At 56.1% G+C, this 15,696-nt stretch carries 12 protein-coding genes; 7 read left to right on the top strand and 5 right to left on the bottom strand.

Annotation, left to right across the window (positions count from 1 at the left end):
• Window positions 1-71: 71 nt before the first annotated feature.
• The 5 genes from BA6348_RS06975 to BA6348_RS06995 form a co-directional block, all read right to left on the bottom strand.
• Window positions 72-887: a hypothetical protein gene (locus BA6348_RS06975; protein WP_005826668.1), complete on the bottom strand. Its 816-nt coding sequence runs from the start codon at window positions 885-887 to the stop codon at window positions 72-74.
• A 146-nt stretch (window positions 888-1,033) separates the two neighbouring features.
• Entirely contained in the window at window positions 1,034-1,876 is an 843-nt protein-coding gene (proC, locus tag BA6348_RS06980) for a pyrroline-5-carboxylate reductase (protein WP_122953072.1), read from the bottom strand.
• Window positions 1,877-1,896: 20 nt separating this feature from the next.
• Window positions 1,897-3,165: a glutamate-5-semialdehyde dehydrogenase gene (locus BA6348_RS06985; protein ID WP_005826665.1), complete on the bottom strand. Its 1,269-nt coding sequence runs from the start codon at window positions 3,163-3,165 to the stop codon at window positions 1,897-1,899.
• 32 nt (window positions 3,166-3,197) lie between these two features.
• Window positions 3,198-4,310 (bottom strand): glutamate 5-kinase, encoded by a 1,113-nt coding sequence (gene proB, locus BA6348_RS06990; RefSeq protein WP_122953071.1) that lies wholly within the window; start codon window positions 4,308-4,310, stop codon window positions 3,198-3,200.
• Between the two features lie 374 nt (window positions 4,311-4,684).
• Window positions 4,685-5,299, bottom strand: coding sequence for a hypothetical protein (locus BA6348_RS06995; protein WP_025844035.1), 615 nt, complete (start codon window positions 5,297-5,299; stop codon window positions 4,685-4,687).
• Between the two features lie 196 nt (window positions 5,300-5,495).
• Here BA6348_RS06995 and BA6348_RS07000 point away from each other — a divergent pair, with 196 nt between their 5' ends.
• From BA6348_RS07000 to BA6348_RS07030, 7 genes are all read left to right on the top strand, one after another.
• Complete coding sequence (locus tag BA6348_RS07000) at window positions 5,496-5,912, top strand: hypothetical protein (RefSeq protein ID WP_005826661.1); 417 nt, start codon at window positions 5,496-5,498, stop codon at window positions 5,910-5,912.
• A gap of 171 nt (window positions 5,913-6,083) precedes the next feature.
• A complete protein-coding gene (locus BA6348_RS07005) occupies window positions 6,084-6,809 on the top strand; it encodes an ABC transporter ATP-binding protein (protein ID WP_005826659.1) in 726 nt (241 codons plus the stop codon).
• The gene (locus BA6348_RS07010; RefSeq protein ID WP_005826658.1) at window positions 6,802-8,469 is read left to right on the top strand and encodes a putative ABC transporter permease subunit; all 1,668 of its coding nucleotides are present in this window, start codon (window positions 6,802-6,804) and stop codon (window positions 8,467-8,469) included. Before BA6348_RS07005 ends, BA6348_RS07010 begins: the two co-directional genes overlap by 8 nt.
• A 259-nt stretch (window positions 8,470-8,728) precedes the next feature.
• Entirely contained in the window at window positions 8,729-9,844 is a 1,116-nt protein-coding gene (locus BA6348_RS07015; RefSeq protein WP_025844037.1) for an S-layer homology domain-containing protein, read from the top strand.
• 368 nt (window positions 9,845-10,212) lie between these two features.
• Window positions 10,213-12,621 (top strand): 3-hydroxyacyl-CoA dehydrogenase/enoyl-CoA hydratase family protein, encoded by a 2,409-nt coding sequence (locus BA6348_RS07020; RefSeq protein WP_005826655.1) that lies wholly within the window; start codon window positions 10,213-10,215, stop codon window positions 12,619-12,621.
• Window positions 12,622-12,640: 19 nt separating this feature from the next.
• Window positions 12,641-13,819, top strand: coding sequence for an acetyl-CoA C-acetyltransferase (locus tag BA6348_RS07025; RefSeq protein ID WP_005826653.1), 1,179 nt, complete (start codon window positions 12,641-12,643; stop codon window positions 13,817-13,819).
• Between the two features lie 36 nt (window positions 13,820-13,855).
• Window positions 13,856-15,634, top strand: a complete 1,779-nt coding sequence (locus tag BA6348_RS07030; RefSeq protein WP_005826652.1) for an acyl-CoA dehydrogenase family protein — start codon at window positions 13,856-13,858, stop codon at window positions 15,632-15,634.
• Window positions 15,635-15,696: the final 62 nt, after the last annotated feature.

Below are 15,696 nucleotides of genomic sequence, written 5' to 3' on the forward strand. Positions count from 1 at the left end.
GCAACAAGACAGCAAGTAACCCTGCCTCTTTCCGCCAAAAAAAGAACCGATCCGAGAAAGGACCGGTTCCGCTATTTTGCAGAGGCGAGCTCCAGCGAGGCGACCTGAATGTCGATGCTGGCCGGGGCGATGTTGAGGCAAAAGCTGGCTTCCTTGTGCAAATCTTCCTGAATGTCCCGGATCAATCGGGTCATATCCGCCAAAAAAGGCAGCTTGAGGGCCAGCGTGATCTGCAGGCGAGGCAAATCGTCGAAGGAAAAGGCAACTTTGACGACCTGGCTGACTTCTTCGTAACGGCTGCAAGCAGCCAGCGTAATTTTGCGCAGCACTTGGGGATGAATCAGGATGCGGCCGCCGGAAAAAGGCGGGTGAACCACGGTCGATTCGCCGATGACTTCCTTTTTCGAGCTGAAAATGCGGGTGGCAGAAGCAATCAGCCGCTGCAAATAGTCTTTTTCAACCTCGACCCGCGGGATCGGGATGACGTGCCTGCCCATCGTCTCCCGCACGTAGCGCGCCGCCTCGATTTCCTGCGGCGGCTTGATGGACTCGATGGGAATGTATTCAATAGAAGCAGGAAGGTGCAGCGCCTCGACAATCCGTGTAATCATGCGCTGCGACGTACCGAGAATCAGCAAGCGTCCCGGCTGAATCTGCTCCAGGCTGCGCCGCACTTCCTCTGCGTGCTCGTCGTAGTGAAAAATCGCCCGCTTGACCGCCTGGATTTTTGTCTTTTCGTACTTGGCGGAGGTACCAGCCACCTTGCGACCCTGGTAGATCAGGATGCCGTCGTCAATAATGGCGTCGATATTCATGCGGTGGGCGAGTTCTAGTGCACTGGAGCTTTTTCCTGTACCACTGGTGCCGTACAAGGCGTAGATTTCCATCGGATACCTCCCTCGTTAAGCTTCTCGCAAAAAATAGGGCAACGGTGCGCCTGCTTGCGTGCGCGCCCGGACATGCTTTGTTTCAACATGGTAACGCACAGGCGGCTCACGAAGCAACCATCTTTGCGAAAAGCTCTTACCGATACTTACCGATACTGCGCGCCCATTTCCCTGGCGCGCTCTGTCGCCCGCAGGATGGCTGCTGTTACCGCCTCCTGGAACCGATACGACTCCAACACTTCCAGCCCGGCCTGCGTAGTTCCGCCAGGGCTGGTGACTTGCCTGCGCAGCAGGGCAGGCTCTGCGCGCGTCTCCAGCAGCATATGGGCCGCGCCGATCACCGTCTGGAGAGTGAGCTGACGGGCCATTTCCCGATCCAGCCCGGCTGTCGCGCCTGCTCCCATCATCGCTTCGACCAAATAATAAATATAGGCCGGGCCGCTGCCGGACAGCCCTGTGATAATATCGAGCTCTTCTTCTGCGACTTCGTGCACGGTGCCAATCGCTTCAAACAGGCGCGTGGCGAGTGCAAGCTGCTCGGGACGCACAAACGCATTGGCACTCAGTCCTGTCGCAGACAGCCCGACAGCGGATGACGTGTTCGGCATCGTGCGAATGATCGGGCAGTCTACCCCCAGCCATTCGCCGATCAGGCTGGTAGGAACGCCTGCGATGACGGAAATAATCAGTTGGTTCGGAGAGATGGTTCCGCGCAGTTCGAGTAGCGCTTCCCCCGCGTCCTTTGGCTTGATCGCCAAAATCAAAATGTCAGATGCCCGCGCCACCGCCAGTTTATCCGTGGTGGCGTTGACCCCGTATGCGTCCGTCAACTGCTCCAGGCGCTCCGAGTTGTTGCGGTTGGTGACGAAGATGCGGTCTGCTGCGGTCAAGCCTTTTTTCAAAATCCCCGAAAGCATCGCTTCCACGATGGAGCCTGCGCCGAGAAAGCCGATTTGTCCGGTTGTTATACTGGCTGTTTGGTTGCTCATCGCTGTTTCCTCCCTTTGGACTAGCGGATTTGTCCCGTTCCACGTACGACGTACTTGTAGGAAGTGAGTGCGGGCAAGCCCATCGGCCCGCGGGCGTGCAGCTTTTGCGTGCTGATCCCGATCTCGGCGCCAAAGCCGAACTCTCCGCCGTCGGTAAAGCGGGTAGAGGCGTTGTGATAGACAGCAGTTGCGTCGACAGCGGCCAAAAATTGATTCGCTGCGGCGTCGTCTTCCGTCACGATCGCTTCGGAGTGGCCTGAGCTGTGCGCGGTTATATGCTCAATCGCTTCGGCCAGACTGTCGACTGTGCGGACAGCCAGGATGAGAGCGGAGTATTCCGTATCCCAGTCCGCCGCCTGGGCTTCGCGGAGGAGAGAAGCGAGCTCATGGTGCGCCTCTCGCGTTTTGGCGCAGACGCGCAGTTCGACTCCTTGATCGAGCAGCTTTTGCAGCAGCGCCCGCTGGTAGTCGTGCGGCCAGTTGCGGTGGAGGAGCAGCGTTTCGGCTGCGTTGCAGACCGCGGGGCGGCTTGTTTTCGCGTTGACGGCGATTGCTTCTGCCATGTCGTAGCGGGCCGCCTGATCGATATAGATGTGGCAGTTGCCTACTCCCGTTTCCAGCACAGGCACGCTGGACAGTTGCAGCACGCGCTGGATCAGACCTGCTCCGCCGCGCGGGATGATGACGTCGACCAGTCCGTTTGCGGTACATAACAGGTCGACAGAAGCATGCTCGGCAAAAGGCAGGTATTGCACAGCGGCTTCGGGTAGTTCTGTCGCTGCCAGCGCCTCGCGAATCGAGCGGGCCAGCGCGACGTTGCTGTTGACGGCGCTGTGGCTGCCGCGCAGGACGATCGCATTGCCGGTTTTCAGCGCAATCGCCGCCGCATCGACGGTGACATTCGGCCGAGCTTCGTACACCATGCCGATGACGCCAAGCGGGACGCGAATCTGTTCGATGACGAGACCATTCGGCTGCGTCCAGGAATCCATTTTTTGTCCGACAGGATCATCGAGAGCGGCCAAGGAAGCCAGGCTTTCCACGAGATCGTGTACACGCGCAGGTGTCAGGCGCAGGCGGTCGAGGTAAGAGGCGGGCTGTCCGTCAACTTCCGCCTTGGCGATATCCAGCTCGTTTGCCGCCAGGATGGTTTTTTCGTCGGCCAGCAGCTTTTCGCCGATGGCAGCCAATGCCCTGTCTTTTTCTGTACGGGTCAAGAGCGCCATTTGCCGTGAAGCCTGTTTAGCCAGCGAGAGTTGTGCATACACTTTTTCTTTCAAGCTTTCCATTGTCTCCCCATCTCCTTTTCTCTCTTTCGGTTTCAAAACGTTTTCGAGCGTGCCGGGGTCCATTCATCGCGGTGGATTACGGTACCGCTGCGTCGCGTCAAGCCAGAAGGTGAGAGCGAATCCAGGAGCTGGGCAGCGCCGTACCTGCTGACGCCCCGGCCGATCAGAGCGCCTTCGCAATACACCTCGATAACCTCGCCTTCCTCGAACATCCCCGAGACATCGCGTACGCCCGCCAGAAGCAGGCTGCGGCTTTTTTCCAAAATCGCTTCCGCCGCCCCGCTGTCGACCGTGATCGTGCCGCGAACAGGGGAGTGGAGCGCGATCCATTGCTTGCGCGTGGAAACGCCGGCTGTTGCAGGGGATTCGGGACGGTAGCCGACGTAGGTGCCATCGCCGTTGCCCGCAAGCACCTTGATAAGATCAGCCGATTGCGCCAATTTTCCGATAAAGCTCGGGATTCCCAAGCCTTGCGCCGTTTTCGCGGCGATCAGCTTCGAGCGCATTCCGCCCGTGCCGAGCTGTGACGCGCCTCCTGCCAACGCCTCGATTTCCTCTGTCACCTGCTCAAGCGAGCCGATTCGCCGGGCGTCCGGATGGTGGCGCGGGTCTTTGTCGTACAGTCCGTTCGTATCGGTGAGAATCATGTACAAATCAGCGTGGACCAGTCCGGCCACCAGCGCGCCGAGCATGTCGTTGTCGCCAAAGGTCAGCTCCGCCACAGATACCGTGTCATTTTCGTTGATGATCGGCAAAATGTTTTTGTCCAAAAGCAGCGACAACGTTTGAAAAGCGTGCTGGTAGCGCTCGCGATCGGAGAAGTCTCCCCGCGTCAGCAAAATTTGCGCCACGCTGAAGTGATGGGCCGCGAACATTTGCGTGTACGTCTGCATCAGCAGGCTTTGCCCGATGGCTGCGGCGGCCTGCTTGGCAGCGAGAGAGCGGGGGCGCTGCTGGTAGCCAAGACGTTGATAACCGCTCGCGACCGCGCCCGAGGAAACGAGCACGACCTGGTGCCCTACCTCGCGCAGCTTGCTGACAGCGGAGACGAGCAAGGACATTTTCGCCGGGTCCACGCCACCGCCTGCCGCGGCAATCGAACTGCTGCCCACTTTGACAACCAAACGCATTTTTCCCTTCTTCATACTTTGACCTCCTAGCACTTACTTGTATCCATGTGAAAAAGCAATAAAAAAAGCCCAATCGTCTCTTTGATAAGGACGAAAGGGCATGTTAGCCTTACGCGGTACCACCTTAATTGACGTCTGCCGACAGAAGATACCCGTCAAGTCGCAAACATCCAGCTCTCTTTCTTTGATAACAGGTGAAAGAAACCCGTCCAGGTCTTCCCTGGATGCTCTGGGGTGGGTTCAAACCGATTCATGGACGAAACCTCTCAGCCGTTGGATTTCGCTCTCTGGACCTGAAGGGCGGTTTTACTGTTCCCCGTCATTGCCGCTCGCTATGCGCTTGTTAATTCACTATTATTCGCCGGGCCTATAAGAAATGTCAAGAGGGTTTATTGAAATTGTTCGCTGCCGTACGTGCCCGATCTTGTTTTGATCTCGAACCGCTTCGTCTTCTGATCGCGAACGAGGCGGTAGTGCAGCGTGCGGTCGGAGGCAAAAGACGAGTCGGTCGCGTCCTGGACCGTTACGTTCAGCTCGCCGTTTGCTTTGGCGACCGTCGTATTGCGGACGGAGATCAGGACCGGATAGTCGACGCGCGGAATCGCAATGTACAGCTTTTCCTTGACCAGCTTCGTCGTCAGCTTGTCGTACATCGCCAGCGCGAGCGGCGTGCTCCAGAAACGGCCGAAGTACTTGACGATTTTGTCCTTGCTGTCAAATTGCTTCGGCAGCTCGCGGAACGCCAGCCCGTCCTCGTAGACGGTTTTGCCTTTGGCGTTGTCGAGCGCGGCGAAGTACACTTCCTCCAGCAGATGTTCGGCACGGTTGAGGAACAGGACGACATCCATTTTGTTGTCGCCGAGCTTCTGAATGGCAGACAGCTTCACGGGCTTGCTCTGGGCTTTCGTGTTGCTTTTGCTCTCTTCCTTGGCGGGAAGGGCACAGCCTGTAACGATCAGGGAGAGGGACAGAAAAATCATCCATTTTTTCCAGTTGGTTTTCATTGCGCACCTCACTTGAAAAGCCGTTGTTACCTGTTAGCGTGTGTGGCAAAAGAAATAAATAACCATGTGAAAAGATGCCAGTTGAAAAACAGGGCGGGATCACGGAAAAAGGAAACAGGATAGGGGTTGTCTGACAACGGGATTATGTCTATCATGGAGAGAGTTGTGCAGATCGAACGATTGAGGTGGAAAATACATGTTTGGATTTGGAAAAAAGGCAAAGAAGCTAGACGGCATTGATATTTTGATTATCAAGACCATTGAGGCGAAAAACCGCAACTTTTACCAGGTTGCTTTTCCCAGCGTGGTAGCAAACGATGTGATGTCCATGCTGCAAAAGCTGGAAAAATCGAAAATCAACCAGCAAGAATTTTTGGGCGAGATCGGCGGCTTTCGCATCGTAACTCACCTGGAAGCGCTGACCAGCTACAATGTGCTCGATGACGCGGATATGGAAGCGCAGCCTGTACAAATTGCCGATTTCGCAAACATCCTGCTCCGCCGCCTGGAAGCGCTGGCGGAGAGCGGCAAGCTGGGTGAATCCGAAGAGTTGGCGTTCATCATGGGCGAGCTGACGATGCTGCGCGATGGCAGCTTTGTACCGCAAGAGTAAAGAATACCCGGATATTGAAGCCGGCCTTACGCTGGGCAGAATACATGATAAGCCCTTGGGAAACCGACGGCTTTTTTCGTATCCGCAACTTTTTCCTGCCGTTGGGCGTATAGCATAAAGTGGAATCTGTTGGAAATGGGAAAAGTAAAACAGATAGAAGGAGGGACGGACATGATCGAGCTGGTGAATGTGACGAAAAGCTACAACGGGACAAACAAAGCGGTCGATCAGCTAAATCTGACAGTGCCGAAGGGGGAAATATTCGGCTTCCTCGGCCCCAATGGAGCAGGGAAGACGACGACGATCAAGATGGTGACCGGAGTGATCCGCCCGGACCAGGGCGAAATTACGATTAACGGAAAAAACATCGCTTCCCAGCCGCTTGAAGCCAAGCAGCAGTTTGGCTATGTACCGGACAGCCCGGACCAGTTTTTGCGGCTGAAAGGGCTGGAGTACGTCAGCTTCATGGCCGATATGTACGATGTGCCAAAAGACGTGCGCGGGAAGCGGATTCTGGAACTGGCGAACCGCTTTGAAATGACGAACGCGCTCGGCGACCCGATTCAGAGCTACTCGCACGGGATGCGGCAAAAAATCATGATTATGGGCGTGCTTGTGCACAACCCCGAGGTGTGGATTCTCGACGAGCCGTTGACCGGGCTGGACCCCAAGTCGTCGTTTACGCTGAAAGAGATGATGCGGGAGCATGCCGACAGCGGGCGCACCGTATTTTTTTCGACCCACGTGCTGGAAGTGGCGGAAAAGCTCTGTGACCGTGTCGCGATCATCAACAAAGGGAAAATTTTGTTTTGCGGTACCTTCAAAGAGATGCAGCAGCATTTTCAGTCAGATGTTTCGCTGGAGAGCCTGTTCCTGGAGCTGACGAAGCATGAATAAAGTCCTGCTGTTATCCAAAGTGCTGCTTAAAAATGCGGGCTCGACCTGGGGGGCGAAAAAAGGAAGCGGCTGGAAGAAACTGCTGCTTGTCTTGGCGATTTTGATCGGACTGATTCCGATGATGCTCGGGGCTGTCGTCTTTATTTCCGCGATGTACGACGGGCTGGCGCTGCTCGGACAGGAAGCGGCGTTGCTCGGACTGGGAGTGACGGTGGTTTCGGTGGCGATTTTCGTCTTCGGGATTTTGTACGTCCTGAGCGTGTTTTACTACTCGCAGGATGTCGAGCAACTGTTGCCGTTGCCGCTTCGGCCGATGCACATTCTTGGGGCCAAATTCATTGTCGCGCTCTGCTATGAGTATCTTACGGCACTGGTCTTGCTGGGACCGCTTCTGGTAACATACGGAGTGAAGAGCGGGGGAGGCTTTCTGTACTACCTGTTTGCCGTCCTCATTTTTTTGCTCGTGCCCATCGTTCCGCTTGTGATGGCGGCAGTTGTGGTCATGCTGTTCATGCGCTTTACGAACATGGGCAAAAGCAAGGAGCGCTTCCGCTTAATCAGCGGCCTGTTTGCGATTTGTCTGGCAGTCGGGTTTCAAATGGTCGTGCAGCGCCAGACGAGCGGCGGGGTAGACAGCATAGAACAACTGCAGGAGCTGATTGCCAGCCAGGAGAACGCGTTGTTGAACCTGGTGACGCAGTTTTTCCCTGCGGGCAGGCTCGCGGCACTCGCCTTGCAAGACAGCGGCACGCTGGAATCGCTCGGCTATCTGGCAGTCTTTTTCCTGGTGGCGGTTGCCAGTCTGATCGTCTTTCTTGTGGTCGGAAACAGCTTGTACTTCGCTGGGGTCATGGGGATCAGCGACGCTGTGGCCAAACGAAAAACGGTCGGAGATGCGGCTTTTCAAAAGCTCGTGAAGCAGCGCTCAAGACTCTTGTCCTACTTCTGGAAGGAATGGAAAATGCTCTGGCGGACGCCTGCCTTTTTCCTGAACTGCACGCTCTCCGGCATTCTCGTGCCGATCCTGGCCTTGCTGCCTTTGCTCGCCCGCCGGGATAGCGGAGAGATGCTAGCGCGCCTGCAAGCGACGCTACAGGGCGAGCACGCCGGAGCCATCAGCCTGGCGATTGCCTTTGCCGCTTTTGTGATGCTGGGTGCTCTCAACAGCACTTCGGTTACGGCGATTTCCAGGGATGGACAAGGGTTCTTTTACAACAAGACATTGCCGATTTTGCCCCAGCACCTTTTGCTGGCAAAAGTCATGCCGGGCATCATCCTCAGCACGATCAGCATGCTGTTGCTGCTGGCCGAAGCTGTCTGGCTTCTGGCGCTGTCCGGGGAGTTCATCGTCTGGGCGATCCTGTGCGGGATTCCGGGCGTGATCTTCATCAACCTGGTCGGCATCATGGTCGACCTGCACCTGCCCAAGCTGGGATGGAGCTCAGAGCAGGAAGCGGTGAAGCAGAATCTCAATCCGCTGTTCTCGCTTCTCGTCGGCCTGGTGGCGGGAGGACTGGTTGTCGTGGCTATTAGTTTTGCGGGGACTTCTCTGTTTGCAACGGCTCTGGGACTTTTCGCTCTTTTTGCCCTTCTGGACTTCGGGATTTACCGATTGCTTGTTGCCAAAGGACCAGGGTGGCTGGAAAAGATCGAAGAGTGAGGATAAGGTTTGGCTGCTGAAAAGCCGTTCTCCCCGTGCTGGAGTGCGGCTTTTTTCACATGGTCAACGCCAATTAGGAACATTTTGTGAAAAGAGGGTATAAAGAAGTGCGCGATCCATCCCGATACATGAAAGGGGGATCGTTGTTGTCCGGGACGCTCGTCGAGTCCTGGACCTTTCTGCCACAGAAACGGCAGGGAGAACTACATAGAAAAAGGGGTAAAGATTCTGGCAAAGGAGAAAGGAGTATGCGTATAACATGATGAAGCGTTTTGCTCTCTGTTTTCTCATGGCATTGCTGCTCGTGCAAACTGCATGGACGGGCGGTGCACATGCTGCAGGTGTTTTCGATGACACCGAAGGACACTGGGCAGAGCAACAAATTGAAGAACTGGCGAGCCTGGGGATTGTAAAGCGAAACAGCAGCCACGCGTTTTATCCGAACAAGCCGATTACGCGCGGCGAAGCGCTGGCTCTGCTCAACCGCGTATTTGAGACGGCCTACGGCTCGCTTGAGCTGCCGCAGCGAAAAAGCAACCTGGACTACCGCTTTCTGCTTCGGGGGGAAGTAGAACAACTGTTGGTCAACATGAAAGCGATCTGGCAAGTAGAAACGAATGCGCTGTCCAGCTACGATCCGGGCGACAGAATGCTCTATTACTTGTACCTGGCCGAAAGCGGGCAACTGCTCAAAAAACAGCAAAAAGAAAATCCTGACTGGTGGCTGTCCAGCGAAGCCATGCAGCGGCCGTTGACCCGAGAAGAGGCGAGCCTGCTGTTGTTCCACGTGCTGGCGCCGCAAAAATTCAGAACGGCCAATTTGAAGCCGCAAGACGCGGTGACGTACTTCAACAGCTTTTACGAGTGGAAGCAGGATCGGTTCTACCGCGATACATACTCTCCATACCCGCTGGCTATTCGCGAGTTTCAGTTGTTTTTGACCGAAAAGACGTTTTCACCCGAGAAAATCATGACCCGCGCGGAATATGCCGTCGTCATGAAGCGACTGCTCGATTATTACCGCACCGATATGGCAGCCCAGTTCCGCAGCACGGTGGCGCAGCAGCAAAATATCGCCCAACTGTACTTGCGCTCCGCTACTCTCGCGCTGGAGAAAAAGCAGCAGGCCCGCTTGGCCGCCGTGTTCGCTCCCGAACCGTTAAAAGCGATGACAACGCTTCCGCAAGTGCCGAAGTACAACGGCCCGGTGACGATTACAAGCAAGACAGACATGAATGACCCGAAAATTCTTTGGCTGATCGGCCACTATCGCGACCCGGTAAACGGAGACTTCCAGGTCGAATACAAGCTGGAGCAGGATGCGTCGAATGCTTATGGGCGCAAAATCACAGCCGTTCTTTATTCGGAAAAATAGGCAAGCACTATGGGGAGCATCTGTTGCAGGATGCTCCTCTTTGTTTTGAAATGGAAAAGAGGAAGAAACATCGACAAGTGACGATTGCAAATGACAGAATTTTCGATTACAATAAAACTGAACGGTGACTCAGTAGGGGGTCAGCCAAAACATCTCAGGGCGGGTAACATAGCCAACACGTGGGATGTATTTTTTGGCCCACCAACTGAATGAGCATTCATTCAACAAGAGCATGAGCCTTGGCATACAGGAATATGGTTAAGAATAGTAGAACTTATGGAAATGATCTACTAATCTGAAAAGTTGAGCAAGGATGGCAGCCATTGTGATTATGCCTCGACAGAGGTTCTCTAAAGGAGGATTTGAAGATGGAACGCAAAATTCGCAAAGCGGCGGTTCTCGGCTCTGGCGTCATGGGCGCCGGGATTGCCGCACATCTCGCCAACGTCGGCATCCCTACTTATTTGCTGGACATCGTACCGCGCGAACTGACGGCGGACGAGAGTAAAAAAGGACTGACACTGGCTGATCCGGCAGTGAAAAACCGCATTGCACAGGCGGGCAAAGACAGGCTGCTCAAGGAAAAGCCAGCTCCGCTCTACGATAAAAAGAACATCGAGCTGATAACGGTAGGCAACTTCGAAGACCATTTGCCGCTGCTCGCCGAAGTCGACTGGATCATCGAGGTCGTCGTGGAGAACCTCGAAGTGAAGAAAAGTGTGTTCGCGCAAGTAGAAGCACACCGCAAGCCAGGGACGATCGTCTCTTCCAATACGTCCGGCGTTTCTATCAACGAGATGGCAGAAGGCCGCTCTGACGATTTCCGCAAACATTTTCTCGGCACGCACTTTTTCAACCCGCCGCGCTATTTGAAGCTGCTGGAGCTGATTCCCGGACGCGATACCGACCCGGCCATCGTCGCTTTCATGAAGCAGTTCGGGGAGCATGTGCTCGGAAAAGGAATGGTCGTCTGCAAGGACACGCCAAACTTCATCGCCAACCGCATCGGTACATACGGATTGCAGGTTTCGATCCACGAGATGGTGCGTCTTGGCCTCGGGGTAGATGAAGTCGATGCGCTGACAGGCCCGGTAATCGGCCGTCCGAAGAGCGCGACGTTCCGCACGCTCGATGTCGTCGGGCTGGACACGTATGTGCATGTCGCAGGAAACGTCCGCAACAAGAGCACGGACGAAGCGGAGCGCGCTGTCTTTGAGGTTCCGGATTTCGTTTTGCAAATGGTCGAGAAGCGCTGGATCGGACAAAAGGCAGGGCAAGGCTTTTTCAAACAGGTGAAGTCGGCGCAGGGCAAAGAAATTTTGGCGCTGGACATCAACACATTGGAATACCGCCCGAGCGTGAAGCCGAAGTTCCCGTCGCTGGACGCGGCCAAGACGGCGAAAACATTGCCGGAAAAGCTGCGGGCGCTCGCATACGGCAAGGACAAGGGCAGCGAGTTTGTCTGGAGCGTTTTCAAAAAAGTGCTGCTGTATTCCGCTGAAAAGGCTTACGAGATCGCCGACGACATCGTTGCAGTCGATCAGGCGATGAAGTGGGGCTTCGGCTGGGAGCTGGGGCCGTTCGAGACGTGGGATGCCATCGGCGTGGAAAAATCAGTGGCGCGGATGCGCGAGGAAAACGAGCGGATTCCCGCGCTGGTCGAGGAGCTGCTCGCGAGCGGCAAAACCTCCTTCTACCAAAAGGCAGAAGGCAAGCGCCAGGCGTTTGCGATCGGTGGCGTCTACAAAGGCATCGAGGAAAACAAGGAAAACATCAACCTCGCCGCGCTCAAGGAGCAAGGCAAGTTGATTAAGAAAAACGCGGGCGCTGCCCTGATCGACCTGGGCGATGGCGTCGCGTGTCTGGAGTTCACTTCGCCGCACAACGCGCTCGGACTGGATGTATTGCAGATGGCGAACCAGGCGGCAGAAGAAGTGCAGAAAAACTTCGCCGGACTGGTGATCGGCAACCAGGGCAAAAACTTCTGCGTCGGGATGAACCTTGCGATGGCGCTGATGGAAGCGCAAGATGAAAACTGGCTGGAGCTCGACATGCTCGTCAGCAATTTCCACAAAGCGGCCAGAGCGATTCGCTACATGCACCGCCCGGTCGTGGCGGCACCGTTCGGCATGACGCTGGGCGGCGGCGTCGAGGTCACGTACCTGGCTGACCGTGTACAGGTGGCAGCGGAAACGTACCTTGGACTCGTCGAGGTCGGCGTCGGGCTTTTGCCAGGTGGCGGCGGTACGAAGGAAATGCTGTTCCGCGCCATGGAAAACGTGCCGGAGGGCGGCAGCGTGCCAGTCGACCCGTTCCCGTTTGTCGCCAGAGCTTTTGAAACGATTGCGATGGCAAAAGTTTCGACTAGCGGACAGGAAGCGATCAACCTCGGCTACTTGCGGCCGACTGACCGGATCAGCATCAACTCTGACCATCTGTTGTACGATGCGAAGCAGCTCGTGCTCGCGATGGACAAAGAAGGCTATACGCCGCCCAAGCCGCGCAAAATCCGCGTAATCGGAGAGACGGGCTACGCCAACCTGCGCCAAAACATCTATGCGATGAAGAAGAGCGGGTACATTTCCGAGCACGACGAGCTGATCGCGTCCAAAATCGCCTATGTCATGTCTGGCGGCAACGTGCCGGCGGGTACGGAAGTGACCGAGAGCTACATTTTGGAGCTGGAAAAGCAAGCGTTCCTCTCGCTGATTAAGACGCCTAAGACTCAGCAGCGGATGCAGCACATGCTGACCAAAAACAAGCCTTTGCGCAACTAGGGAGAAGGAGGGTAAAACGATGAGAGAAGCAGTAATTGTCGCAGGGGCCCGGACTGCGGTCGGCCGAGCGAAAAAAGGAAGTCTCAAAGACGTACATCCCGTCGACATGGGGGCAGCCGTCGTAGCGGATTTGCTCCGCCGCGTTCCGCAACTGGACCCGGCGGATATCGAGGACGTCATCATGGGGACGGCGGTGCCGGAAGCAGAGCAGGGCATGAATATGGCGCGGCTGATCGGACTGCGCGCCGGACTGCCGACAAATGTCGCGGGCATTACGATCAACCGTTTTTGCTCCTCCGGCTTGCAGACGATTGCCTATGCCGCGCAACAGATTATGGTCGGCAGCTCGGACGTGGTCGTGGCAGGCGGAGTGGAGAGCATGAGCCTCGTGCCGATGCTCGGCCACAAGGTCGCGCTCAATCCGACACTGGTGGAGACGAAGCCTGAGGCGTACATGAGCATGGGGCATACGGCGGAGGAAGTGGCGCGGCGCTACCATGTGACCCGCGAAGACCAGGATGCGTTTGCGCTCCGCAGCCATCAGCGCGCGGTTGCGGCGATCAGCTCGGGCAAGTTCCAGGACGAAATCGTGCCGCTGACGGTGAAGCAGTACACGGTAGACGAAGCCGGAAAGGTGCATATCCGCGAGCGCATTTTTGACAAGGACGAAGGCGCGCGCCCAGATACGACGCTGGAGGCGCTCGCCAAGCTGAAGCCGGTCTTCCACGTGCAGGGCAGCGTAACGGCCGGGAACTCCTCGCAAACGAGCGATGGCGCGGCAGCGGTGATCGTCATGTCAGCCGACAAAGCGGCAGAGCTGGGCGTTTCGCCTATCGCGAAGTTCCGCTCCTTTACCGTTGGCGGGGTGGACCCGGATGTCATGGGGATCGGTCCGGTCGTCGCGATCCCGAAAGCGTTGAAGCTGGCGGGGATCAGCCTGGACGACGTCGATTTGTTCGAGCTGAACGAAGCATTCGCGTCCCAGTCGATTGCGGTCATTCGAGAGCTTGGCCTGGACCCGGAAAAAGTAAACGTCAACGGCGGCGCTATCGCCTTGGGCCATCCACTCGGTTGCAGCGGCGCGAAGCTGACCGTCTCGCTCTTGAATGAAATGAAGCGCAGAGGCGGCAAGTACGGCGTCGTCACTATGTGTATCGGCGGAGGCATGGGAGCCGCAGGCGTTTTTGAAATGATCTAGCACGTACGTCCATTTTCATAAAAGGAGAGGGATAGCATGGCAGATACGAAAGAATTGATCCGTGGTGGAAGCTTTTTGATTGACGCAGGTTCGGCAGACGACGTGTTCGTGCCGGAGGAGTACAGCGAGGAGCAAAAAATGATCGCGAAAACGACGGAGGACTTTGTCGTCAACGAAGTTCGTCCGCATCTGGAAGAATTGGAGCAGCACAACTTCGACATTTCCGTCCGTCTGCTGAAGGAAGCAGGGGAGCTTGGCCTGTTGGCTGGCGATGTGCCGGAGAAGTACGAAGGACTTGGCCTGGATAAAGTCAGCACGGCTTTGGTCACCGAAAAGTTTTCGCTTGCGCGCGGCTTCGCGCTGAGCTATGGCGCACATGTGGGCATCGGCTCTCTGCCGATCGTGTACTTTGGAAACGAAGATCAGAAGCAGCGCTATCTGCCTGATCTGGCGTCCGGAAAACGGATCGCGGCCTATTGCCTGACAGAGCCAGGCTCCGGCTCCGACGCGCTGGGAGCCAAAACGACAGCGACTCTCTCTGCTGACGGCAAGCATTACATCCTCAACGGAGAGAAGCAATGGATCACCAACGCAGGCTTTGCTGACGTGTTTATCGTCTATGCGAAAATCGACGGGGAAAAATTCACGGCCTTCATCGTCGAGCGCACCTTCCCTGGCGTATCGTTTGGACCGGAAGAGAAGAAAATGGGCATCAAGTGCTCCTCGACTCGCACCGTCATTTTGCAGGATGTGCCCGTGCCTGTGGAAAACTTGTTGGGCGAGCCGGGCAGAGGCCACGTCATCGCCTTCAACATCCTGAACGTAGGCCGTTACAAGCTGGCAGTCGGCGCAGTCGGCTCCGCGAAAAAAGCGCTGGAGCTGGCGACGAACTACGCGAAGGAGCGGAAGCAGTTTAAAACGCCAATCGCCAATTTCACTTTGATTAAAAACAAACTGGCGAACATGGCGATCAAAGCGTACGCCGCAGAAAGCTCCGTCTACCGGACAGTCGGCCTGTTCGACACCGCGCTCGGCCGCCTGGGCGAAAAAGCGGATGACGGCGCAGAAGTCGCGAAGGCGATTGCCGACTACGCCATCGAATGCTCGATCAACAAAGTGTTTGCTACGGAAGTTTTGGACTACTGCGTGGACGAAGGCGTGCAAATCCACGGCGGATACGGCTTCATGTCCGAGTACGAGATCGAAAACATGTACCGCGACTCGCGGATCAACCGGATTTTTGAAGGCACGAACGAGATCAACCGACTGCTCATCCCGGACACGTTGGTGAAAAAGGCGATGAAGGGCGAGCTGCCGCTTCTGCAAGCAGCGACGAGCCTGCAAGCCGAGCTGATGAGCTATTACCCGGAGGAGATCGAGGAAGCGCCGCTTGCGGTGGAGAAGCACCTGCTCAGCATGACGCGCAAAATCATCCTGATGGTGGCAGGCTCCGCGCTGATGAAGTACCAGCAAGCGATTTCCAAGGAGCAGGAGCTGCTGGCGTTCGCTGCCGACATGCTGATCGAGCTGTACGCAATGGACAGCATCGTGAAGCGCACGGAAAAAGCGATTGCGGCCAACGGACTGGAAGCGGAGCAGCAAAAGCTGGAGTTGACAGCGGTCTATGTGCATGAAGCGTTTGATCGCATCGAAGCGTGGGCGAAGGAAGCGCTCGCTGCCATGGAAGAAGGAGATGAGCTGCGCCTGCGCCTCTCGATCCTGAAAAAGCTGACACGCCGTACGCCGATCAATACGGTTGCGCTGAAACGGTCGATTGCCGATCGCGTCATCGAAGCAGGCGGATACGTGGTGTAAACCGCACAGACACGCATACAGAAAAAAGGAGCGAAGAGTCATTCTTTGCTCCTTTTTCTTTT

Source organism: Brevibacillus agri, assembly GCF_004117055.1.
GTDB lineage: Bacteria > Bacillota > Bacilli > Brevibacillales > Brevibacillaceae > Brevibacillus > Brevibacillus agri.

What these genes read in the sequence shown, in the direction of transcription:
- BA6348_RS07025 (WP_005826653.1), top strand. Translation starts at nt 12,641, where the DNA reads ATGAGAGAAGCAGTAATTGTCGCAGGGGCCCGGACTGCGGTCGGCCGA.
- proC (WP_122953072.1), bottom strand. Translation starts at nt 1,876, where the DNA reads ATGAGCAACCAAACAGCCAGTATAACAACCGGACAAATCGGCTTTCTC.
- BA6348_RS07020 (WP_005826655.1), top strand. Translation starts at nt 10,213, where the DNA reads ATGGAACGCAAAATTCGCAAAGCGGCGGTTCTCGGCTCTGGCGTCATG.
- BA6348_RS07000 (WP_005826661.1), top strand. Translation starts at nt 5,496, where the DNA reads ATGTTTGGATTTGGAAAAAAGGCAAAGAAGCTAGACGGCATTGATATT.
- BA6348_RS07005 (WP_005826659.1), top strand. Translation starts at nt 6,084, where the DNA reads ATGATCGAGCTGGTGAATGTGACGAAAAGCTACAACGGGACAAACAAA.
- BA6348_RS07015 (WP_025844037.1), top strand. Translation starts at nt 8,729, where the DNA reads ATGATGAAGCGTTTTGCTCTCTGTTTTCTCATGGCATTGCTGCTCGTG.
- proB (WP_122953071.1), bottom strand. Translation starts at nt 4,310, where the DNA reads ATGAAGAAGGGAAAAATGCGTTTGGTTGTCAAAGTGGGCAGCAGTTCG.
- BA6348_RS07030 (WP_005826652.1), top strand. Translation starts at nt 13,856, where the DNA reads ATGGCAGATACGAAAGAATTGATCCGTGGTGGAAGCTTTTTGATTGAC.
- BA6348_RS07010 (WP_005826658.1), top strand. Translation starts at nt 6,802, where the DNA reads ATGAATAAAGTCCTGCTGTTATCCAAAGTGCTGCTTAAAAATGCGGGC.
- BA6348_RS06985 (WP_005826665.1), bottom strand. Translation starts at nt 3,165, where the DNA reads ATGGAAAGCTTGAAAGAAAAAGTGTATGCACAACTCTCGCTGGCTAAA.
- BA6348_RS06975 (WP_005826668.1), bottom strand. Translation starts at nt 887, where the DNA reads ATGGAAATCTACGCCTTGTACGGCACCAGTGGTACAGGAAAAAGCTCC.
- BA6348_RS06995 (WP_025844035.1), bottom strand. Translation starts at nt 5,299, where the DNA reads ATGAAAACCAACTGGAAAAAATGGATGATTTTTCTGTCCCTCTCCCTG.